The following is a 21,927-nucleotide window of genomic DNA, read 5'->3' as shown; positions in this document are numbered from 1 at the left end:
GCCCCGCCGTTCCGCACGCGCTCAGTGCGTCGGGACGGGCTTTGCGCGCAAGGGGGCGGGCTTCCGGTCGTCCGGCATGAGCCGCTGGAGGTGTTCGCGGACGATGCCGGCACTGAACGGCTTCTCGATGAAGCAGGCCGAATCCGGCAGGTCGCCCGGACCGGGCTTGTCGTGGCCCGACGCCACGACGACGCTGATATGCGGGTGATCCGAGGCGGCCATGCGTGCCAGCGCGAACCCGTCCTGCGGGCCCGTGGGGCCGACGGCGGTGAACAACAGCGTGAAGGCGGAGCCGTGCTGGTGCAGGAGCCTCATGGCCTCGTCGCCCGTCGCCACGTCCAGGACCCGGAAGCCGGCATCCTCGAGGATGTTCACGGCGTCCATCCGCACGAGGATGTTTGCCTCGACGACGAGGGCGAACGGGGACGGCGACGGATCTGAACCTGCCATGGGAGCCATACGCGTCAGGCCGCGAAAAGCTCCTCCGGGATCGTCAGTCCCACGGGATCGTCAGTCCCGCGTGATTTCCGGCAGGGGCGCCTCGGCCGTGAACACGACGCCGCGCGGGCGGTAGTCGATCTCGGCCGTTCCGCCGATCTCCCGGGCGAGGGCCCGCTCGATCATCCGGGAGCCGAAGCCGGTGCGCGTCGGCCGCGAGACCTGCGGGCCGCCCACCTCCTGCCACTGGAACCAGAGCCGGTCCGGGTTCGACCCGTCCACGACGTCCCAGCTCACGATGACGCGGCCGTCATCCGTCGAGAGGGAGCCGTACTTGACGGAGTTCGTCGCGAGTTCGTGAATCGCCAGGGCGAAGGCCAGGGCGACCCGAGGCGCGAGGCGCAGGATCGGGCCGCCGATCTTGAAGCGGTGGTCCTGCTCGACGCCGAACGGGTGCAGGGCCGCGATGACCACCTCCGTCAGGGTCGCCCAGTCGCCGCTGCCGCGGGCCAGCATCTCCGTGGCGGCCGAGAGCGAGCGCAGGCGGGATTCCATCGCCACCTGCGCCTCCTCCAGGGAGGCGGCGCCCCGCAGCGTCTGCCGGGCGATGGACTGGACGGTGGCCAGGGTGTTCTGGATCCGGTGGTTGAGCTCCCCCGCCAGGAGGTCGCGGTGTTCCTCCGCCCGCTTGCGGTCGGTGATGTCCAGGCTGATCCCCGCGATGCTCAGGGGCGAGCCGTCGGCCCGGTACGAGGCCTGGCCGCGGAATTGCAGCCAGCGGGTCTCGCACCGCGGGGTGATGACCCGGATCTCGATGTCGTAGTCCGAGTGCCCCGCGATCGCCGCGTCCCGGGCGGCGAGCTTCCGGGCCCGGTCGTCCGGGTGGATGGCCGCCAGCATCTCCTCGTAGGTCAGGGAATCGCCCGGCACGCGGCCGAGGTTCTCCTTGAACCCGTCCGAGGAGACCAGGCGCATGACGCCGAGATCGAGGGTCCAGGCGCCCAGGCGCCCGGCCTTCAGGGTGAACCGGAGACGCTCCTCGCTCTGGATCAGTTCGAGGGAGCGGCGCTCGGATTCCGCCTCCAGGGCGTCGCGGTCCCGCTGGAGGAGAACGAGGCGCTCCTTCTCCAGGGTCACATCGTACTGGGAGGCGAAGTAGTAGGTGAGCTCGCCGTCGGGCGCGAAGACGGGCGAGACGAGCAGGCGGTTCCAGAACGCCGTGCCGTCCTTGCGCCGGTTCTTCAGGTCGATCTCAATGGTCACGCGCCGCTCGATGGCGTCCCGGACCCGCGCGACGTCCTCGGGCTTCGTCTCGGGGCCCTGGAGGAAGCGGCAGTTGCGGCCGATGATCTCGTCGCGGGCATAACCGGTCAGCGTCACGAACGCGTCGTTGACGTACACGATGGGGTTGTCGGCTAGGCGGGGATCGGTGATCACCATGGGCATCCGCGTCGCGCGGACCGCCGCGGCGAACGGATCGGAGCCGGCGACGGTGCTGGCGATCTCGGCGTCGATCCGCGCGCCGTCCTCGTGGTCGTTCAAGCGAAGGCAATCCTGTTGATCGGAACCGTTCTACGGAACGATTGGGATCAGGCCAGGGGTACAAACGTCACAGTCGCGTTCGCCGGCCCCGACGCTTCCCGCACCCGTGTCCGATCGGGCCTGCGCGCCTGCCCGGGCTGGACGCCCCGCGGTCACGCAGTCTTGAAGGCCCGCCGATTGGGAACGGACCGATTTGCGCGTTGTTCACGTCGAGATTGCACCGCACCGGAGCCCCAGACCTTGCAAGCGCCTGTCCGCTATACGCCCGACGTCGAGCAGGTGAAGCCCGACGAGGGCGAGACGATCGAGCAACTGAACAAGACCTTCGACAAGATCCTGAAGACTGTGGCCGAGGATTCCGGTCACGCGGTCCGCTCGGTGCACGCCAAGTCGCACGGCATCCTGGAAGGGGTCCTGACGGTCGATGCGAACCTGCCCCCCGAACTCGCGCAGGGCCTGTTCGCCAGGGCCGGCGAGCACCCGATTTACATGCGCCTCTCCACCAATGCCGGCGACATCCTGCCCGACGCGGTCTCCCTGCCGCGCGGCCTCGCCCTGAAGGTGCTCGACGTCGAGGGCGAGCGCTTGCCCGGCGCCGAGGGCACGACCCAGAACTTCATCATGGTCAACGGCACGGTCTTCCAGGCGCCGAGCGCCGACAAGTTCCTCGGCAGCCTGAAGCTGCTCGCCGGCACCACCGACCGGGCCGAGGGCCTCAAGGTGGCGGCCTCGACGGTGCTGCGCGGGGTCAACAAGGCCCTGCAGGCGGTGGGCGTCGAGAGCACGACGATCGCCGCCCTCGGCGGCGCGCCCAACGTCGATCCCCTCGGCGAGACCTTCTACAGCGTCACGCCGTTCCGCTACGGCGATTACATCGCCAAGTTCTCCGTCGCCCCCGTGGCCCCGGCGCTCACCGCGCTCACGGGCCGCGAGATCGACGCGTCCGGCCGTCCCGACGCGATCCGCGAGACGGTGCGTGCCGAGATGCGCGGCATCGAGGGCGTCTGGGAGTTCCGGGTCCAGCTCTGCCGCGACCTCGCGCGCCAGCCCGTCGAGGACCCGACGGTGGAATGGGACGAGGCGGAGGCCCCGTTCCAGCGCGTCGGACTCATCACCGTCCGGCCGCAGGACAGCTGGGACGCCGCGCGGGTGCAGGCCGTCGACGAGGAGATGCGCTTCTCGGTCTGGACCGGGCTCGCCGCGCACCGGCCGCTCGGCAACATCAACCGCGCCCGCAACGCCCCCTACAAGCACTCGGCCGAGTTCCGCCAGCGCTTCAACGGTTGCCCCATCCACGAGCCCGGCGCCGGGCGCTGAAGATTCGCTGGCGCGCGTGCCGGCGCGCCGCCCCGCCCCCGATCGCCAGGACGCCGCATGAACCCGATCGCACGAACCCTCGCCGCCCTCCTGTCGGCGGTCCCCTTGGCGGGTGAGGCCTTCGCGGAGGCGGGCGACCACGCGGCCCATGATCACGCAGCCAATGGCAGCGTCACGGTTCCGGATGCGGCCAGCGTCGTCTACGAGCCGGGGCCGGCGAACCTGCCCAAGGGCACGCAGATCAGCCGGGTGGCGGGTGATCCGGCGAAATCCGGCCCCTTCGTGCTGCGCATCCGGTTTCCCGCCGACACCGTGATCGCGCCGCACACGCATGCCCAGGCCGAGACGCTCACCATCCTGTCCGGCGCGATCTACCACCAGCATGGCGCCAAGCTGGACAGGAGCGCCGGCAAGCCCCTGCGCGCCGGCGGCTTCGTCTACCTGCCGCAGGACATGCCGCATGCCCTCTGGACCACGACCGAGCCGGTGGAGCTGCAGGTCAACGGGACCGGCCCTTTCGGCCTGAACTACATCGACCCGGCCGACGACCCGAGCCGCACGGCGCAAGGGCCCCGCTGAATCCGGGCCGAGACGGCGCTTCGTGCCGTCGAGGCTGCCCGCGAGCCCGCCCGATCCAGCCTCAGCCACCGGAGTGACCCCGTGACCTATCCCGCCCTGACGGCCTTCTACGCGGCCCTGTTCGCGCTCCTCTATGTCGGGCTCTCCGCCTGGGTGGTCGCCGGCCGCCTGTCGGCGGACGTCCTGCACGGCGATGGCGGGAACGCGGACCTGGAGAAGCGCATCCGCGCGCAGGGCAATTTCGGGGAGTACGTGCCGCTGGCGCTCCTCCTCATCGCGCTGCTGGAAGCGGCGGGCGGCGGGCCGAGCCTGGTGCGCGGCCTCCTCATCGTGCTCCTCGTCGCGCGCCTGCTGCACCCGTTCGGGATGTTCGCGCCCAAGAACGCGCCCCGGCAGTTCGCCTGCCGCGGGGGCGGGATCCTGGCGACCTTCGCGGTCATCGCCGTGGCGGCCGTCGCCCTCCTGCTGCGGGTGGGCTGACGGGCGCGGCGGCGGCTCAGATCTCGATGCAGATCTTGCCGAAGTGCCGGTTGCTCTCCTGGTGCCGGAACGCCGCGACGAGCTCCGCCAGGGGATAGCGGCGGTCGATGATCGGCCGCAGCCCGCAGGCCTCGATGCCGCGGATCATCTCGATCTGCTGGCGCCGGCTGCCGACGAGGACGCCCTGGAGGCGGATCTGCCGGACGAGCGCCGGCACCAGGGGCAACGGCCCGGCGACCCCCGTGAGGATGCCGATCACCGAGATGTGCCCGCCCACCCGCACGGCGGCCATCGACTGCTCCAGCGTCCCCGGACCACCGACGTCGAGGACGTGGTCGACCCCGCGCCCGCCCGCGAGGCGCCGGGCCGTCTCGCCCCAGGCGGCATCGGAGCGGTAGTTGAGCGTATGGTCGGCCCCCAGCGCCCGCAGGCGCGCGAGCTTCTCGTCGCTGGACGAGGTGGCGATCACGGTGGCACCCGCGGCCTTGGCGAATTGCAGCGCGAACAGCGAGACGCCGCCGGTGCCCTGCACCAGGACGACGTCGCCGCCCTTCAGGCCCGCATCCCCGTGCAGGGCGCGCCAGGCGGTCAGCGCCGCCGTCGTCAGGGTCGCCGCCTCGGCGTGGTCCCAGCCCCGGGGCGCGTGGGTGAAGGCCAGCGCGGAGGCGGTGACCCGCTCGCGGGCATAGCCGTCGATGCCGTCGCCCGGCACGGTCGCGAAGCCCTCGACCTGGGGCTGGCCCTCGGTCCAGGTCGGAAAGAACGTGCTGACCACGCGGTCGCCGACCGCGAAGGCGTCGACGCCCGGTCCCAGCGCCTCGACCTCGCCCGCCCCGTCCGACATCGGCACGCGCGGCTCGCTCGGCCCCCAGAGGCCGCTGACCACGGCATAGTCGTGATAGTTGAGCGAGCTTGCCCGCAGGCGGACGGTGATCTCGCCGGGCCCTGGCTCGGGGACTGGACGCTCGCCGAATCCGACGGCTTCGAAGCCGCCCCCGGGCTGGACGATCACGGCGCGGGATACCGATGCGGTCATGCTGTTCCTCCTCGTCGCGCCGGCCACGAGGCACCGCCCTCGAAGGGTCGGATCGGCGCCGGCCGGGCCGGGCAGAGGCGCGATGGTGGCAGGCGGCCCCGGGGCTGTCGAGGCCGGGCGACACCATCGCGGCCCCTCCCCGCACCGGGCGGGCGTCACACCCACGACAGGTCGCGCCAGCCAACCTTTGCGTTGTGTGCGGCGGTCCTTCACGACTAAGAACGATTCCGAATTCCGCCGCTCGGTGCATTCAGCGTCGACGCCGCCTTGAGGATCCTCATGCGCTCCAAGAGAATCCCGTACGTCCTCGCCGTCGGTCTGGGCTTTGCTGTCGCGACCGCCGCCCCGGTGCTGGCGGAGGAGGCGACGACCGCCGAGCAGACCATCGACGTCATGAACAAGCTGTTCGGAACCCATCCCGGCAAGCGCGCCAACCACGCCAAGGGCGTCGTTGCCGAGGGCAGCTTCACGCCCTCGGCCGAGGCCGCGCGGATCAGCAGGGCCTCCCTGTTCCGGGGGCCGGCCGTCCCGGTGACGATCCGCTTCTCGGATGCCACCGGCGTGCCGACGATCCCCGACGGCTCGAAGGACGCCAACCCGCACGGGATGTCGCTGAAGTTCAAGCTCGTCGACGGCTCGGAGATGGACGTCGTCCTGAACGCGCTGAAGTACTTCCCCGTCGCCACCGGCGAGGCGTTCCGCGACCTGCTCCAGGCGGTGGCCGAGAGCGGCCCGGATGCGGCGCACCCGACCGCGCTGGAACGCTTCATCCAGGCGCATCCGGCCGCAGCCACCGCCGGCGCCACGGCCAAGACCCCGTCGAGCCTGGCGCGGCAGACCTATAACGGGGTGAACGCCTTCGTCTTCGTCGACAAGGACGACCGGCGCCAGCCGTTCCGGTTCCGCTTCGTGCCGGTCGAGGGCGAGGATATCCTGCCCCCCGAGGAGGCCGCCGGGCGCGCCCCCGACTATCTCATGGCCGAGATCGGCCCCCGGATCGCCCGGGCGCCGGCCCGCTTCAGCGTCCAGGCGCAGCTCGCCGCCCTGGGCGACCCCACCAACGACGCCACCAAGCCCTGGCCCGACGACCGCAGGTTCGTCGACCTCGGCACCCTCACGGTCTCCAAGGTGGTGCCCGACAGCGCCGAGGCCGAGAAGGCGCTCCTGTTCATGCCCAACGCCCTGACGGACGGCGTCGAGGTCTCCGACGACCCCCTGATCGACGCCCGCGTCCAGGCCTACGCGGTCTCGTTCGGGCGCCGCAGCCAGTAGGCCCACGCGCCGCCGGGGCTCCGCTCAGCGGTTGGTTCCGGCGGCCGGCGCGGATTCCGAAGGCCCCCTGTCCGGTCCGGGGCCCGACCCTTCTCAGCCCTCTCGTGGACCTGTTATGGCACGGGCGAGGAGCCGGCACTGTGATCGGTCGGGAGTTCGGGTATGCGGCGCTTCATCGATGTGGCCCGGTTCAAGCGCCACAAGGATCTGCCGAAGGACTTCGATTCCGAGGCGTACCTGCGCATCAATCCGGACGTCGCCCTCTCGATCCGGGAGGGTGAGGGCCTGTCGGCCGAGGAGCATTACCTGCGGCACGGCCGGCAGGAGGGCCGGAAATACGCCGCGAACGCGGATGGTTCGATCATCGATCCGGACCTGCTCGCGCTGTTGCCGCACGACTTCGATGCCGCCGCCTATCTCGAACTGCACGGCGACATCGAGGAGGCCATCGCCGCGGGATACTGTCCCTCGGCGGAGGTTCACTACCTGAACGTCGGCCGGCACGAGGGGCGCATCTACAAGCTGTCCGCCGACATCGTCGCGGACATGTCCTCCCGCCTGGGGCGAGAGCTGTTCCGGTATCCCTATCGGGCGGTCGGCGCGATGCCGGCCTTTCGGTTCGAAGCGCCGTCCCGGGGCGAGGCGGACCTCGCGATCTGCAGCCGGATCATCGCGGCGTGGCACGTGTCGGCCGCTTCGAATCCGGGCAAGACCGGCGGCATGTGGGACCAGCTGACCGCGGGCCACACCCGCCTGAAGACCGCGCTCGCCCGGAGAGACCCGGAGCGCCTGTCGGATCTACTCGCGAACATGTTCCAGGAGCACCTGGTGCACGGCCTCGCCATGGGCCGGAGCACGGCCGCCCGCGCCCGCGCCGTCCCCGACCGCCATGCGGCCATGTGGTGCGACCGCCTGCTGCGGTTCGGGGAGGCCGTGGGCGTCCGTCCGGTCCGGTCGCCCGAGCAGGGAGGGACCGATGCGCCGCTCGAATGGCAGGACTTCGAACGGCAGGACTTCGAACGGCAGGACATCGTCTCCGAGCTGGAGGCCGCGATCGGCTTCGAACTCGCATTTCCTCCGATCGGCGCCCCCTTCGGGGTTTCGCTCAAAGGATCCGCCTTCCCCGAGCAGTCGTTCATGCATGCCTACGCGGCCTGGCGCATCCAAGCGCTCGGACCGTTCGAGCGCGTGGCCGAGATCGGGGGCGGGTTCGGCGGGCTCTGCGCCTATCTCGCCCGGGGGACCTGCGCGTACACCATCTACGACCTGCCCTATACCAACATCCTGCAGGGGTACTTCCTGCTGCGCTGCGGGCTGCCCGTCTCCTTGAGCGGAGAGGCGCCGAACCGTGTCCAGGTGCTGCCCTGGTGGGAGATCAACACGCCCGGCCTGCGCTTCGACGTGGTGCTCAACCAGGATTCCATTCCGGAAATGTCGCCCGCGGCCGGACGGGCCTATATCGACCGGATCAAGGAGATCGCCCCGGCCTTCTACTCGGTCAACCAGGAGGCCTCCGCGCTGAACACGCAGACGGGGCGACAGCTGCGCGTGCCCGAACTGATCCGGGACGCCGGAGGCTATCGGAGGCTGTCGCGGAACCTGTTCTGGTTGCGCGACGGCTACGTCGAGGAATTCTACCGGTGCGGCGAAGGGTGATCCGAGGCCTGCCGCCCGCCTCCCGGGCCGAACGCCGCGATCCGGCGGCCTCGGGGCGAGGGTGGCCACACCGGGGTCGGGGCGCACGGACCGGCGCGCGGCGCCACCGGACCGGCGCGTGCCCGCGGTTCAGATGATGCCGCCGCGCCGAAAGGCCTCCTCGGCGGCCGGGAAGGCCCCGAGGGCGTGGTGGGCCATGCCCAGGTGGTACCAGGAGGCCGAATGGCCCGGGGCGACCGCCAGGGCCGATTCCAGGTGCGTCAGGGCCTCCGCCGGCCGGCCCTGCTCCATGAGCCACTCCCCGCACTGGAAGCGCAGGCGCGCGTTGCGCGGCTGCAGGGCGAGCGCCTGCTTCAGCCGGGCGATCGCCTCGTCCCGCCGTGTCAGGCCCCAGAGGGCGTAGGCCGCCAGGGTCAGGAGCAGGCGGTCCTCGGGCCGGGAAAAGGCCTCGCAGGCCGCGAGCGCACCCGCCAGGTCGCCGGTGCGCAGGCGGGCCTCGGCGAGGTTGTGGATGAAGCGCCCCTCCGGGTCGCGGGCTCGGGCCGCCTCGGCCGCGGCGAGCGCCTCGGCCCACTGGCCCTGTTTCAGCGCCTGCCGCGCCTGCCGGTTGTGCTTGCGGGCCGGATGCTCCGCCTCCGATTCGAGGTAGGTCTGCTGCCAGGTCCGGATGCTCCAGTCCACGAACGCGTCGGGGGGATAGAACAGGGCGCGCTCCGCGACCTGGACGATGACGAGGTCCGGGGCCAGGTCCTCCACCAGGTCGTCGGGCAAGGCGTTCGAGGGCGCCACAAAGGTGGTCTCCGCGAAGGTCCGGCTCAGGAACGGAGCCAGGAAGGTCGTGAACGAGTCGCGCACCACCAGCGCGCGCCCGCGCCCGGTGGCGCAGGTGTAGCGCTGGAAGGCGCATTCGCGGTCGTCGAAGGTCTCGATCACGCTCGCGACGTCGCTTCCCGCGACCTCGGCCTGCTGCATCACCCCCTTGCGCTCGGGGCGCATGTGAACCCCGAGGTCGCCGAAGCTCGGCTTGTCGCGGTACCAGACGCAGTCCGGTCCGATCGGCGTCAGGCCGAGATGCGCGGGCGCCGCCGCCACGAGGGCCCGGTAGACCCGGTAGGCGGCAAAGCTCGTCCAGTGGGTGTCGACGTCGTAGTAGAGCGGGACCGGGCCCTTGGCGCCCGTCAGGAGGGCGAGGGCGTCGACCGCCCGGATGCCGTCGGCGCCGAGCGCGGCGGTCAGGCGCTCGGAGGCGGTCGGCAGGTCCTGCGCGATGCCCGGCGGCAGGAGCTCGCCGTGGACGCTCGCCTTCTCCGGTGCCACGACGACGAGGAAACCGATGCCGCGCTCGGCGAGCCGCTCATGGCGCGCGCGGAAGACGGCGCGCAGCTGCGGCAGCATGGTCTGCGACCACGCGCTCAGGTCCGCGCCGGATTGGAGCGGCTGGGCATCGTCGTAGCGCTCCAGGAAGAGCCATCCGTTCCGGCCTTCCAGGAGTGACAGGTTCGATCCAGCGAGCATGGCGGGTCTCCGGCCCCGATCCGGGCGCTTCGTGTCACTGCTTGGCGATGGCCACGACCGCGCTGACGAGTTCGCCGACGGTCTCGACATTGGCCGCCACGCTCTCGGGGATCTGGATGCCGAAGGCGTTCTGGAGGCGGATCATCAGGATGGTGTGCGAGAGCGAATCCCAGCCGTCGACATCGTCGGCGACGGCACCGTCGGCGAGGATGTCCGGCGAGACGTTGAAGGTTTCGGCGATCACGCTGCGGACGGCCTGGCGCATGTCGTTCATGGATCAATCCCGGTTGTCGCGGTGTTCGGCCCGGTGGCGGGCCAGGTTCTCGGAGCGGCTGATCTTTCCGCTGCTCGTCTTCGTGAGCCAGCCCGGGCGAACGAGGTGCACGCTGCGCACGGTGAGTTCGAGGCGATCGAAGACGAGGCGCTTGACCGCGCGCTTGAGCGCGCGGGCCTCCTCCTCGGCCTCGAGGCGGGATTCGGCCAGGACCACCACGTCCTCGCTGCCCACCGCCTCGTTCGTCACGCCCACCGCGACGGCGCGCCCGGGAATCACGCCCGCGATGCCGGAGACGATCTCCTCGATGTCGTGGGCGAAGTAGTTGCGTCCGTGGACGATGATCACGTCCTTGATCCGGCCGCTGACGAACAGTTCGCCCTCGTCGAGGAAGCCGATGTCGCCGGTGCGGTACCAGCCGTCCAGGAAGGCCTTCGCGGTCGCGGCCTCGTCCCGGTCGTAGCCGGAGAAGACGATGCGCCCCCGAACCGCGATCTCCCCGACGACGGCGCCGCGCGGCGGGCCGCCCGTCCCCGCCCCCTCGGGCGCGGGGATGATGCGGACCTCGACGCCCGCGATGGGAGCCCCGTTCGACACGAGGGCGCGGGCGCCGGGATGATCCGCGCTGACAGCCACGGCGCGCCCCTGGGTGGCGAGCGCCTCGGCCGCGTACCAGCGGACCGGATCGTGACGGCTCGGGTCCGATTGCGAGACCGCGAAGCCGGTCTCCGCCATGGCGTAGCAGGCGCTCATGTGCCCGGGCCCGATGCCGAACCCCGCGAAGGCCCGGGTGAAGGCGGACAGGCTCGCCGCCTTCACGGGTTCCGAGCAGCTCACGAACCGCACCATGCTCTCGAGGCGGTAGGCGCTGGCGCCGCTCTCGGCGGACGGGACGGTGTTCACGAGGTGCTGGAAGGCGAAGTTCGGCAACCAGCAATGGGTGCCCTGGAAGCGCTCGATGGTCTCGAACAGGCTCGCCGGGCGGGCGACCCATTCGAACGCATCCATCGACACGATCGTGGCGCCGACCGTCAGGGGAATCAGGAAGGCCGTGAACAGGCCCATGTCGTGATAGTAGGGGAGCCAGCTGACGACCGTGCTGCCGGGTCCGAGCGCGATGGTCGGCGCGTAGGCGGTCGCCTGGGCCTCGATCTGTCCGAAGGTCAGCACCACGCCCTTCTTCAGGCCCGTCGTCCCCGACGAGTGCTGCAGCAGGGCGGTGTCCTGTGGAGCCGGCGCCACCGTGCCGGCCGGAGGTCCGCCCGCGGCGAGATCGTCGATCAGCAGGATCCGTGTCGGCAGTCCGGCGCAGAGCGCCTCGAGCTCGGGCGCGATCTCCGGATAGGTGATGACGAGGGCCGGGCGTATCCGGGCCACGAGTTCGGCATGCGAGGCCCAGTAATGGGCCGGGTCCTGCTTGGGCGTCGGGAACGCCATGAAGGAGGGGACCAGTCCGGCCATCATGGTGCCGAGATAGGCCGGCAGCTGGAGGGGATGGTGCCTGAGGAACAGGAGCACCACGTTCGAGGACCCGCCGGCCGCCGGGGCCTCCCCCGAGGCGCCGGTGACGGCCCCGGCCAGGGTGCCAGCCAGGGTACCGGCCACCTGCCCGGCGAGGGCATGGATGTCGGAATAGGTCATCACGGCGTAGCGGCCGCCCTGATGGTGCACGAGGCACGGTCTCTCCGGCGACAGTGCCGCGTGCCGTTCCAGGCGGCCGATCAGGGTCGTGCCGGTCCCCGGGCGTTCGGTCGCTGCGCTGTCGCCGGCCGGGAATTCCAACGCCGCGGGGGTGGTTCCGAGACCACCGGTCCCGCTCGGCGAATCAGCCCAATGCATCCACGGTACCTTCCTGAATCGGCGGCGTGCCACGAGGGACGCCGGAGGGATCGCACGGAGCCGTCAGCGCCGGCGCCGGAGGACGGCCATGTCCTGATATCCGATCGCACTCGGAATGATGTCGACGACCTCGACGTGCTTCGACCAGTGCGCGCGCGTATACGCCATCGTGTGCAGCGTATTGCGATAGTAGGTGTCGTTGCCGATCTTGCCGTCGAGGGCGGGGTCGTGCTGGGCGTCGTCGAAGCCGCGCGCCTCCCAGGCCTGCCACCACGCGGCGCTCCGGAACACGGAGGAGAAGGCGGTCGCCGCAGCACCCGCGAAGGTGATCAGGGCGATGCCGTCCGGCTTGAGCAGCCGGGCGATCTCGTCGAGCCAGGCCGCCTGGGCCTCGTCCGTCAGGTGGGTCATCACCGAGACGCCGAAGATGCCGTCGAAGCTCGCCTCGGGCAGGTCGGTCGGCGGGAACAGCGGGACGGTCGTGAACCGGCCGCCCAGGTTCTGCCCGCACCAGGCCACGTTCTCGGCATCGATGTCGGCGCCCGAGATCTGCGCCTGACGCCAGTGCCCGATGAAGTGGCGCGTGACGCGGCCGTGGCCGCAGCCCCAGTCGAGGATCGCGGTGCCGGTCCGGTTCGCGACCCCGTAATGGGCGAACAGCGCCTCCAGGGCCCGGAAGGTGCTGTAGCCCGTGAAGGTAACGCTCTGGTCGTTCGACCAGGTCTGCACCCGCGTGAGCTGCGTGGCGTCGCGGGGGAAGCAGACCGACAGGCTCATGTCAGCGGGCACGCTGATGCGGCGGCCGATGCTCCGGACGGGCACGGGCACGTCCTGCAGACCCGTCTCGGCGCCCGGGTAGGAGAAGGTGAAGCGGAACGGGTTGCTGCCCGGCCGGCTTCCGGCGAGGTCGATCGTCAGCACGAAGTTCGAGAGCCCCGCATTGGGCCAGTACCAGAAGTGATTCTCGAATTCCGGCGATTGCAGGCCGTAATCGAACGTGAAGCGCACGCCTTCGTCGAAGCACACCGACAGCAGGTCGGGATTGCCGGCCGGAGGCAGGTGAGCGCCCGAGATCGTGAGCCGGGCGCCGTCGAACTGCATCCAGGGGACCGAGAACAGGGGGCTGTCGCAGACCCTGTGGACGCTCAGGGCATCGAGGCCGCCGGCATTGCGCTTGGGGAGGCTCTGCGCCGTGAGGCGGCCGAGGATGCGATCCGCATCCCGGACCTCGACGCGCACCTGTGTCGGGAGGCCGACGGGGGGCAGGTCGCAGGTGAACGACGCGCCCGCGCCGTCCGCCCGGACGGGAACCGTCGCCCAGCTCCGTCCGTCGCACGCGACCGTGACCCGGCCGGGATGCGCGACGCCCGGAGGGAACGCGCCCCTGACGCGGCCGGGCGCCTCGAAGGTGAGGGAGACGGGATCCTCGGCAGGCTCCCTGGAAGCCTGTGCGGCGGAGAAACGGGTCATCAGCCTTCCATCTCGGTTCGAATGGGCGCCGGTCCTCGCGTTCGAAGCGGTCCGTACGATAGGCCAGACGCCGCACCGTAAGCGAAGCAGAATCAACCGATCAGAAGCTGCAAAACGCAACCATGATAGGCATTTATGCGTGAAACATCCATATTCATACGGTGTGCCAACCACCAATGCAAGCCATAGGAGTGATTGTTCGCCTTGATAGACGATGCCTCTGCGATTCATGGTTGGTGTGAGAGCGACAAATCTGCGCGAAGGTTGGAATTTCAAATCGTAGCTGCATAATGCAACTGGACCAGATCTCAAAAGGCAGATAACCCGGATTCGACGTCGGAACGGAGTTCATGATGCAAGCTGATCGGGCCAGCCTCGGCGCTGAAACCGCGAGCGACACGCTGCTTACTCGGACTGACGGGCCCTCGGAGGAGGCTCTTCGCACCACGATCGGCACCGGGCAACGGCCCGTGCGGATGGTGGAACACGTCCCGGAGATCGCATCCGCGAGCGGTGAGGATGCCTTCGCCGAAGGCCGCCGCCGGTTCTTGGACCAGGGCCCCGAGCGCTGCCGCGACATCCGGGCCTGTTTCGACCGTGCCTTCGCCCTGCAGCGTCTCGGCGGCGTGGCCAAGGGCGCCGATCCCATCGACGTCTACTTCTCCGACCCGACCTATGCCCGCAGCAGCCCGAACGTTCTGTTCGACGAGCAGTGGTACGTCGATACCTACGCGGACGTCCGCGACGCGATCGCCGGCGGCGATGTCTATTCGGGCTTCGTGCACTTCATCGGCTACGGCCTGCGCGAGGGGCGCTCGCCGAATGCCACGCTGGACATCGAACTCGCCCCGCGCGACGGCGAGCCGGATGACGGCCCGCTCTCCTTCAATGTCGAGCTCTATACAAAATCATACAAGATCGTTCGAAAGTTTCTCGAATGCTTTCCGCTGATCGACGCGGTAAAATTCTACAGGATCTACGGCTGCCGCCTGGGGCACACGGTCTGGGATCTTGGCGGGTTCGCCAAGAAAGCCTTTGGCGATCAGCTCGCCTACGAGTTCGACCACGAATATTATTGCTCGACCTATCTCGGTGAGAAGGTCAGCCGCTCCGCTGCCCTTCAACACTATACCCAATTCGGCATGCGTGAAGGCAACAGCCCCAATCCGAGCTTCGACGAGCTCTGGTACCGGACGTTCTACACGGACATCAATCGGGCGGTGAGTTCCGGCAAGATCCAGTCCGGGTTCCACCACTACCTCATGAGCGGCCGGGAAGAGGGCCGGCGGCAGTTGCATGACCTGAAATACGCGCTCGAGACCCGCATGGCCGGCGTGACCGAGCCGCGATTGGTGCAGCGCGCGCACGAGATCGACCAGCGTCTGAAATCCCTGCCGCATCGCCTGGTTCCGCGCGGGGCATCGCGGATCTGGTTCTGCCTGCCCATGCTGAATCCCGACATGAGCTTCGGCGGCTACAAGGCCGTGTTCGAGCTGATCAAGGCCGCCGCCCGCGCGGGCCACGCCCTCGGCATCTTCATCACGGAAGACGCCACCGACGATCTCGACTACTTCACCTATCGCGAGCGCGACCGCGAACTCGTCTCCGTCATCAAGGAGGCGGTCTACGTCAACCGCGCCAGGGGCAAGCCCATTCCGCTCAGTCCAGGCGACGTCTTCGTGGTCTACTCGGTCTGGGACGCCTACGTGGTACAACCCCTGCTGAAGGTGACGAACGCGAAGCGGTTCATCCTGCTGGCGCAGGAATTCGAGCCGATCTTCTACGAATGCGGCTCCACGCGCGCGCTGACGCAGGATGCCTACCGGTTCGACCACGTCCCCCTCTACAACAGCCGCTTCCTGCAGACGTACTTCGCCACCCACGGCCTCGGGCCCTTCGCCCCGAACAGGACCGCGGACGGCAGGGCCGCGTTGGACAAGGGGGCTCGGGAGGGTACGGACTACTTCGTCTTCGAGCATGTGCCGACGCGCCTGACGGTCGAGCCGCGTCACGAGGATACGGGCTCGCGCACGCTCGCATTCTACGCGCGCCCCGAGATGCATGCGGCCCGCAACCTCTTCGAACTCGGATATCTCGCCCTGCGCAAGCTGTGCAACGAGGGCGCCTTCGATCATCGCTGGCGCTTCGTGGGCCTGGGAAGCCTGCAGGACGACCACGTCCTGCCACTCGGCGGCGAGCACCACATCGAGATGGTGCAGAAGATGCCGCAGGAGGATTATGCGCGCTTCATGAACAGCATCGACATCGGCCTGAGCCTGATGCTGGCGCCTCATCCCAGCGTCGTCCCGTTCGAATTCGCCGCCACGGGGGCCGTCGTCGTCACCAATACCTACGAGAACCGGTCGGCGCCGGAACTCGAGGCGATCTGCCGGAACATCGTGCCCTGCGCGCCGACGCTCGCCGGCATCGAGGCCGCCCTCAGGGCGGCCCTGACGCGGGCCGAGGATTTCCAGACGCGGGAGCGCCAGCGACTGACCGGGACCGATCGATCCTGGAAGGAGACGTTCTCGTCGGACGTTCTCGCGCGCGTCCTGGCCTCGGTGACGGAGGTGGCGCCCAAGGAGCCGGTCCGTCGGCGCGAGCATCCCGTGCTCGTCTCGGAGAGAAGCCGGTCCGCATGACAGGTTTCAGGGCGCGCGCTGCAATAACGTCGCGCCCCGCTGCACACGATGTGACGGATGAATCAAACATGCTAGATCTGCCATCAGTACGGGAATTCGGAATCGTCGATTCCCCGATGAAGCCGGATGTTTGCATTATATCGCCCCGTTGCAGGACGGCGTCCCTGAGGACGTAGGGGCGCGGATGACGTTGCGTTGTTCCTTGATTTCGCCTCCGATCCGCTCGCGCCGGGTCGACTGGAACCACTGAGGAATGCAGCCAGGTGGGACGCCATCACGTCTTTGCTACCAAAGCGTCGCCGGACGTTCTGCAGGAGAAGCTCGACGCATCGGACATCGTCGGCCGATGGAAGTGGGACATCGTCCACGACCGGGTCTATGCCGACGCTGCGGTCGCACTCCTCTTCAATCTCGAGCCCGCGGTCGCGCGGGCCGGGGTCTCTCTCGATCGCTACCTCGAAGCGGTTCATCCGGAGGATCGCGAGCGCGCGATCCAGGGCCTCGCCGCAAGCCTGCTGGCCGGCCGCGCCTATCGGCAGGAATTCCGCGTGCGCTCGGCCGACGGCGTCACGCGCCGCATCCTCGCGCGCGGCCGCATCCAGTGCGACGCGGCGGGGCGTCCGAAGTGGGGCCGCGTTCTCCTCATCGACGTCACGCAGGATCCGCTCGAGGCGACCGGTGCCGCGTGCCTCGAGGCGCACCAGCACCCCCTGCCCCTCGCGGCCGAACACTGCATGGCCATGCGGCAGGCGCTCTACGAACTTCCCGAGCCGCTCCTGCGCCGGATGAGCGACATGCTGCTCCTCGAGATCGGCCGTGCCATGGTCCGGGCCGAGAGTGCCGAGCAGCGCAGCCAGATGAACTGAGGGCCGCCGCGGGCGGGATCACCCGGGAACGAGCGGGCGACCGTCGCGGATGAGCTTCAGCACGTCGTGGGCCGGCAGGGCCGGGCTGAGGAAGTAGCCCTGGACCTCGGTGCAGCCCTCCGCCCTGACGAACGCCAGCTGTTCCGGCGTCTCGACGCCCTCGGCGGTGATGCGGGCGCCGAGATTGACGGCGAGCGTCACGATCGCGCGGACGATCGCGGCCGTCCGGGGATTGATCATCCCGGCGACGAAGGAGCGATCGATCTTCACCGTGTCGAAGCTGAAGCGGTGAAGGTAGCTCAGGCTGGAATACCCGGTGCCGAAATCGTCGAGGGCGATGCGGACGCCCTGGGCCCGCAGGCGTCGGATGCTCGCGCCCACCGCCTCCGCATCCTGCATCAGGATCGTCTCGGTGACCTCGAGTTCGAGGCGATGCGGCGCGAGGCCGGACTGCGCCAGGGCGTGGGCGACCGTCTCCTCCATGCTGATCTGCTGGAACTGGAGCGCCGACACGTTGACGGCGACCTTCAGGGAGGCCGGCCAGGACGCCGCCTCGTGGCAGGCCTCCTTCAGGGCCCAGGCGCCGAGGGAGATGATGAGGCCGGTCTCCTCCGCGATGGGAATGAACGCGCTGGGTGGAATCGCGCCCTTCAGGGGATGCTGCCAGCGCATCAGGGCCTCGAACCCGGTGACGGACCCGGTCGCGAGATCGACGATCGGCTGGTAGTGCAGCAGGAAGCCGCCCCGCTTCATCGCGGCGCGCATGTCGCGTTCGAGGGAATCGCCCGCGTCGCCCTGCGCTTGCATCGGGGAATCGTGGAAGCGATAGGTGTTCCGCCCCGCGGCCTTGGCCTTGTACAGCGCCATGTCGGATCGCCGGAAGAGTTCGTTCCCGTCGAGGCCGCCCGCGCAGAGCGCAATCCCGATGCTCGCGCCCACCGAGACCCTGTGGCCGCCGAGGTCGACCGGCCGGTTGACCGCCTCGATCACCCGTGCCGCCAGGCGGCTCGCATCGCCCGGATGCGCGATCGGCCCCAGGACGACGGCGAACTCGTCGCCGCCGAGGCGGGCCACCGTATCGCCGTCGCGAACGGCCGCCTTGAGACGCTCCGCGACGCAGCGCAGGAGGCGGTCGCCGGCCAGGTGTCCCAGGGTGTCGTTGACCTGCTTGAAGCGATCCAGGTCGCAGGCGAGGACAGCGAACCGCGTGCCGTTCCGCGCGGCATCCCGCAGCGCCTGATCGAGCCGCTCCCAGAACAGCGTCCGGTTCGGCAGGTCGGTCAGGGGATCGTGCAGGGCCAGGTGCGCGATGCGCTGCTCGTCGCGTTTGCGCTGGGTGATGTCGAAATGGGTGCCGACGACGCGCAGCGGCGCGCCGTTCGCATCGCGGCTGACGACCTTGCCCCGCGCCAGAAGCCAGATGTAGTGGCCCTGCTTGGCCCGGAGGCGGTACTCGCACGCGAAGGTCGGCGTGCGGCCCTCGAAATGGTCCAGCATGGCACGCCGGGAACGCTCGGCGTCGTCGGGATGGATGAGCGCGTTCCAGGATTTGATGTGGTGGCGGATCTCGCTGGCGTCGTAGTCGAGCATGGCGGCCCAGTGCTCCGAGAGCTCGACCTCGCCGGTGGGCACGGACCAGTCCCAGAGGCCGTCGCTTCCGCTGCTGAGCGCGAGGGCCAGGCGCTCCTCGCTGACGCGCAGCGCATCCTCCACGGCCTTGCGCTCGGTGATGTCGCGCAGCGAGGTGACGTAGCCGGTCGGGCGCCGGGTGGCGGGGTCGCGCGCCAGGCTCTGCGAGACTTCCATGGGAAGCCAGCGGCCGTCCTGGCAGCGGTAGCGCTGGCACGTCGAGGCCTGGTCGACCCGGCCCCCGGTCAGATCGTCGAGCACGCGGCGGAACGCGTCGACGTCGTCGGGATGGACGAAATCCAGGGGCTTGGTCCCGATCAGCGCGTCCGGATCGTAGCCCAGCACCGTTCTGACCGAGGGTGAGACGTAGCGGCGGGTGGTGTCCAGGTCCGACCAGATGATGACGTCCGTCGTCGTCTCGGCGAGGAGGCGGAAGCGCTGCTCGCTCGCGCGCAGCGCATGCTCCGCCGCGCAGCGCTGCCCGGACTCCACCTCGCTCGCACGCTTGGCCTCGTACAGCCGCAGGTGCGCCTCCACGATCAGGGCCAGATCCTGGAGCTGACGGATCGCGCGCGCCGGGAAATCCGCTCTCGGCTGCCGGTCCATCACGCAGAACGTGCCGAGATTGAGCCCGGACCGGAGGGCGAGGGGCACGCCCGCGTAGAAGCGGGCATGCGGCTCGCCGATGACGAACGGACTCGTGGCCGAGCGCGCGTCGTGCAGGAGGTCGCGGATGATCAGCGGGGTGTTGCCCTCGCCCTGGAGGGTGTGTTCGCAGAACGCGCCCTGGCGCGCCAGGCTGTCGGCGGCGATGCCGACTTTGGCCTTGAGCCAGATCCGGTCCTCGTCGACGAGTTGAACGGCCGCCATGGGCGAATCGAAGAGGTTCGCGGCCATTCGGCAGACCGCGTCCAGATGGGGATCGGGGCCCGAATCCATGATCTTGAGATCGCGAAGGGCCCTGAGCCTCTGGCGCTCATCGTTGGCATCGAACATGGGTCCAACTCCCGGCCACCAGGGACACAACGCAAAAACAACCTGAATAAGAATAAGTGGCCAAGAAATGTTTCTAAAAGGCGATTTTATCGCTTATCAGGCTCGAATTTCCTTTTGCGGCGCGTGAATGCCTCCGTCCCGCTCCCGAGCCTGGACGTCGGGCCGCCGCGCGGCTCGGAATTCGTGGAGAGGGCGACCCGTCAGTTTGGGCCGGCGGGCTCGCGTGGCCGGGCGGCGGAAGGGCGCGCCTCCATGTTGCAGGGCACGAAGCTCGATCGGACGGCATCGAAGGGCAGGATTTTGCGCTCGGCGCGGCCTGTCCAGGCGACCCGGATGGGGGCGCTCAGGCCGAGTCCTCCGCCACGTCCTGGTCGATGCGGGCGAGAGGCGGCGTTTTCGATGGCTCGGGCGGAACGCCGCGACGACTGGATGGTCGACGGGTCCGGAACCTGATCCAGGCCTGGAGAGAACGATCTTTGCCCTGTGCCCCTGAATCGAGGCGGCGGCTCTCTCGAAGCATCGGTTCGGCGGACGGATATCCACAGAGGATTTGTTTCTCGGTGGCGGATGTATTTATTGTCCGCGAATTCCGTCTTCGGCGTCACGACTGTCTCAGTCCAAGGCCGTGATAGCCTTCGAAGATCCCAGAATTCCGAGTGAAGCCAATCAGAACTTGTCGTCTAGGCTGTCATGATGAGATATTGTTCTGCAAATCGATAGCGACAACTCGGATTGTGGCGATCCCGTTCTTCTCGATGCGAGTATGAATTCCAGAGATACTTCAAGTTCATGGTTGACCTGATCCCGGATCGGATGACAAATCGCGATGCAGGGCGTTTCGCTCGCTTTTGAGGTGAATGTTCTGGTATAAGGTATACGACATTGTGAACTCTGCGGAGGATTGGCGATGGCGATCGAAGTCAGTAGCGTCCGCGCAATTCGATTCGCGATCGATGACGGTCGCAAGTCGGGGTTTCGAGAGGAGACGAGCCGGCTCGGCATTCGGGCGGGCTGACGATTGTCGACGTCGCACTCGGTACTCCGACGGACATGCCCCCGGGCGAGGACAATGCTAACGTGCGCGCATTCCTGAGGATCATGTCCGTCAAGGCCATGGTTCCAACAAGAGGGGTGTTCGCGCTGCCCGCGGCGCCGATAAACGGGGATGGGACGTTCGCACAGGCAGGCTCACTGTTCCATGTGAGTCGTGAGGGCAGGACAGAAGAACAGCTCCGAGTATGGCGGTAATGTCAGACACGAACAAAGATGGAAGTGCTGGAGAGATCGGGCATCGTATCAAATCGTTGCGGCGGTCTGCCGGCCTTAGCCAAGCCAACCTAGGCAATGCGCTCGGCGTGACCTTCCAGCAGGTCCAGAAATACGAGAGCGGTCGAAGCAAGATTGCGGCAGAGAAGCTTCATCGCATTGCTCAAGCCCTCGGCGTCGACATCAACTATTTCTACGAGTCGAGGCCGGAGGCCAGCGCGGTCGAAAAGTCTTCCGACGGTACCTATTCGCAGGCGACACCGGAAAGCGCCTTGTTCAAGGAGTCCTTCGACAAGATCAAGGATCCGCGCGCGCGTTACCTGCTCGCTGAACTGGCCCGCGTCTTCAGCGAGATCGAATCGGGTCGGTAGTCTTCCCGCGCTGACGGATCGGCCGCCGGCTGATAGCAGGGACATGGTCGGGACTGTCAGGCTCGTGGGTTCGCCTTCGACCGGCGCCTTGGACGAGAGGATGCCGGTCAGTCCGGCGGACCGGTCGGACTCCACGCCGCTCCCTCGGCATCGAGGGCCGGAGACGCGATCCGGGCAGATAGGCTTCTCAACACAGACAACGTCGGACGTCCCAGCAGATCCGGCGGAGCGCGCTGGATCGAGAGTTTGATCGGCCGACGGGGACACACCAGGAACAGACGATGCGGACACTCACGAAACAGCCCCTCGCCATGAGCGTCGTGGAGCGGGCGAACCTGTTCCGCATCGGCGACGAGGTCGAGATCCTCCGTTCCGGCGGCGCCCTGCAATTCGATTGGGGCGGCGTGACGGCCGAGGTGCGTGGCCTGATGGTGGACGCGAACGGCCGCGTCAATATCGGGCTTCGAAACGAGTGGGGCCAGGTGGAGGGCGCCTTCGCGCCCGAGAACCTGCGCCTGCTGCGGCGCCGGTCGAGCGCCCATGACGGCGTCGAGGCGGAGGCGGTCTCGAAGTCGGAGTGAGGCCCGGCGCCGCGCACCCCGACACACGGTCTCCATCCTGTCATGGGGCTGCCGGCAAGACCGCCGGCGGCCCCTTGCCTTGCGGGGGTACTGGCCGCTAGATAAGAACGAAGCAGGAACTCGTTCGGCGCGGCTGGGCTCGCGCGGTCGCAGGAGAG

Annotated in this window: 17 protein-coding genes; 9 read left to right on the top strand and 8 right to left on the bottom strand. The window is 68.8% G+C overall.

The window, feature by feature from the left end:
* Positions 1 to 21: 21 nt before the first annotated feature.
* Both MKK58_RS12730 and MKK58_RS12725 read right to left on the bottom strand, forming a co-directional pair.
* The gene (locus MKK58_RS12730; RefSeq protein WP_243912409.1) at positions 22 to 450 is read right to left on the bottom strand and encodes a response regulator; all 429 of its coding nucleotides are present in this window, start codon (positions 448 to 450) and stop codon (positions 22 to 24) included.
* Positions 451 to 510: 60 nt separating this feature from the next.
* On the bottom strand, positions 511 to 1,980 hold the full coding sequence (locus MKK58_RS12725; RefSeq protein ID WP_243912408.1) for an HWE histidine kinase domain-containing protein: 1,470 nt from the start codon (positions 1,978 to 1,980) through the stop codon (positions 511 to 513).
* Between the two features lie 240 nt (positions 1,981 to 2,220).
* Between MKK58_RS12725 and MKK58_RS12720 the strand changes: the two genes are divergently transcribed.
* The 3 genes from MKK58_RS12720 (at position 2,221) to MKK58_RS12710 (ending at position 4,356) form a co-directional block, all read left to right on the top strand.
* Positions 2,221 to 3,297, top strand: coding sequence for a catalase family protein (locus tag MKK58_RS12720; protein WP_243912407.1), 1,077 nt, complete (start codon positions 2,221 to 2,223; stop codon positions 3,295 to 3,297).
* Between the two features lie 57 nt (positions 3,298 to 3,354).
* Entirely contained in the window at positions 3,355 to 3,876 is a 522-nt protein-coding gene (locus MKK58_RS12715) for a cupin domain-containing protein (protein WP_243912406.1), read from the top strand.
* 81 nt (positions 3,877 to 3,957) lie between these two features.
* Positions 3,958 to 4,356: an MAPEG family protein gene (locus tag MKK58_RS12710; protein WP_243912405.1), complete on the top strand. Its 399-nt coding sequence runs from the start codon at positions 3,958 to 3,960 to the stop codon at positions 4,354 to 4,356.
* A 16-nt stretch (positions 4,357 to 4,372) separates the two neighbouring features.
* Here MKK58_RS12710 and MKK58_RS12705 read toward each other — a convergent pair whose 3' ends face one another.
* Positions 4,373 to 5,392, bottom strand: a complete 1,020-nt coding sequence (locus tag MKK58_RS12705) for a zinc-dependent alcohol dehydrogenase family protein (RefSeq protein WP_243912404.1) — start codon at positions 5,390 to 5,392, stop codon at positions 4,373 to 4,375.
* A gap of 279 nt (positions 5,393 to 5,671) precedes the next feature.
* Between MKK58_RS12705 and MKK58_RS12700 the strand changes: the two genes are divergently transcribed.
* Complete coding sequence (locus tag MKK58_RS12700) at positions 5,672 to 6,664, top strand: catalase family peroxidase (RefSeq protein WP_243912403.1); 993 nt, start codon at positions 5,672 to 5,674, stop codon at positions 6,662 to 6,664.
* A gap of 162 nt (positions 6,665 to 6,826) precedes the next feature.
* Entirely contained in the window at positions 6,827 to 8,320 is a 1,494-nt protein-coding gene (locus tag MKK58_RS12695) for a hypothetical protein (protein ID WP_243912402.1), read from the top strand.
* Between the two features lie 129 nt (positions 8,321 to 8,449).
* Here MKK58_RS12695 and MKK58_RS12690 read toward each other — a convergent pair whose 3' ends face one another.
* The 4 genes from MKK58_RS12690 to MKK58_RS12675 form a co-directional block, all read right to left on the bottom strand.
* The gene (locus MKK58_RS12690; protein WP_243912401.1) at positions 8,450 to 9,835 is read right to left on the bottom strand and encodes an alginate O-acetyltransferase AlgX-related protein; all 1,386 of its coding nucleotides are present in this window, start codon (positions 9,833 to 9,835) and stop codon (positions 8,450 to 8,452) included.
* Between the two features lie 34 nt (positions 9,836 to 9,869).
* Positions 9,870 to 10,109: an acyl carrier protein gene (locus MKK58_RS12685; protein WP_238282472.1), complete on the bottom strand. Its 240-nt coding sequence runs from the start codon at positions 10,107 to 10,109 to the stop codon at positions 9,870 to 9,872.
* 3 nt (positions 10,110 to 10,112) lie between these two features.
* Positions 10,113 to 11,948, bottom strand: coding sequence for an AMP-binding protein (locus MKK58_RS12680; RefSeq protein ID WP_243912400.1), 1,836 nt, complete (start codon positions 11,946 to 11,948; stop codon positions 10,113 to 10,115).
* Positions 11,949 to 12,011: 63 nt separating this feature from the next.
* A complete protein-coding gene (locus tag MKK58_RS12675; RefSeq protein ID WP_243912399.1) occupies positions 12,012 to 13,418 on the bottom strand; it encodes a class I SAM-dependent methyltransferase in 1,407 nt (468 codons plus the stop codon).
* Between the two features lie 350 nt (positions 13,419 to 13,768).
* On the opposite strand from MKK58_RS12675, the gene MKK58_RS12670 reads away from it, so the two are divergent.
* Complete coding sequence (locus tag MKK58_RS12670) at positions 13,769 to 16,060, top strand: hypothetical protein (protein WP_243912398.1); 2,292 nt, start codon at positions 13,769 to 13,771, stop codon at positions 16,058 to 16,060.
* Between the two features lie 263 nt (positions 16,061 to 16,323).
* Complete coding sequence (locus MKK58_RS12665) at positions 16,324 to 16,926, top strand: PAS domain-containing protein (protein WP_243912397.1); 603 nt, start codon at positions 16,324 to 16,326, stop codon at positions 16,924 to 16,926.
* Positions 16,927 to 16,944: 18 nt separating this feature from the next.
* Here the strand turns inward: MKK58_RS12665 and MKK58_RS12660 are convergent, their stop codons facing one another.
* Positions 16,945 to 19,551 carry an EAL domain-containing protein gene (locus MKK58_RS12660; protein WP_243912396.1) on the bottom strand — a complete coding sequence of 869 codons (2,607 nt, stop codon included), beginning with the start codon at positions 19,549 to 19,551 and terminating at the stop codon, positions 16,945 to 16,947.
* Positions 19,552 to 20,798: 1,247 nt separating this feature from the next.
* On the opposite strand from MKK58_RS12660, the gene MKK58_RS12655 reads away from it, so the two are divergent.
* Both MKK58_RS12655 and MKK58_RS12650 read left to right on the top strand, forming a co-directional pair.
* Positions 20,799 to 21,188 carry a helix-turn-helix domain-containing protein gene (locus MKK58_RS12655; RefSeq protein WP_243912395.1) on the top strand — a complete coding sequence of 130 codons (390 nt, stop codon included), beginning with the start codon at positions 20,799 to 20,801 and terminating at the stop codon, positions 21,186 to 21,188.
* A 281-nt stretch (positions 21,189 to 21,469) separates the two neighbouring features.
* On the top strand, positions 21,470 to 21,769 hold the full coding sequence (locus MKK58_RS12650) for a hypothetical protein (RefSeq protein ID WP_243912394.1): 300 nt from the start codon (positions 21,470 to 21,472) through the stop codon (positions 21,767 to 21,769).
* Positions 21,770 to 21,927: the final 158 nt, after the last annotated feature.

The organism is Methylobacterium sp. J-078, assembly GCF_022829285.1.
Classification (GTDB): Bacteria; Pseudomonadota; Alphaproteobacteria; order Rhizobiales; family Beijerinckiaceae; genus Methylobacterium.
The sequence above is the reverse complement of the archived record's forward strand: the minus strand, read 5'-3'. Positions and strand labels throughout refer to the sequence as shown.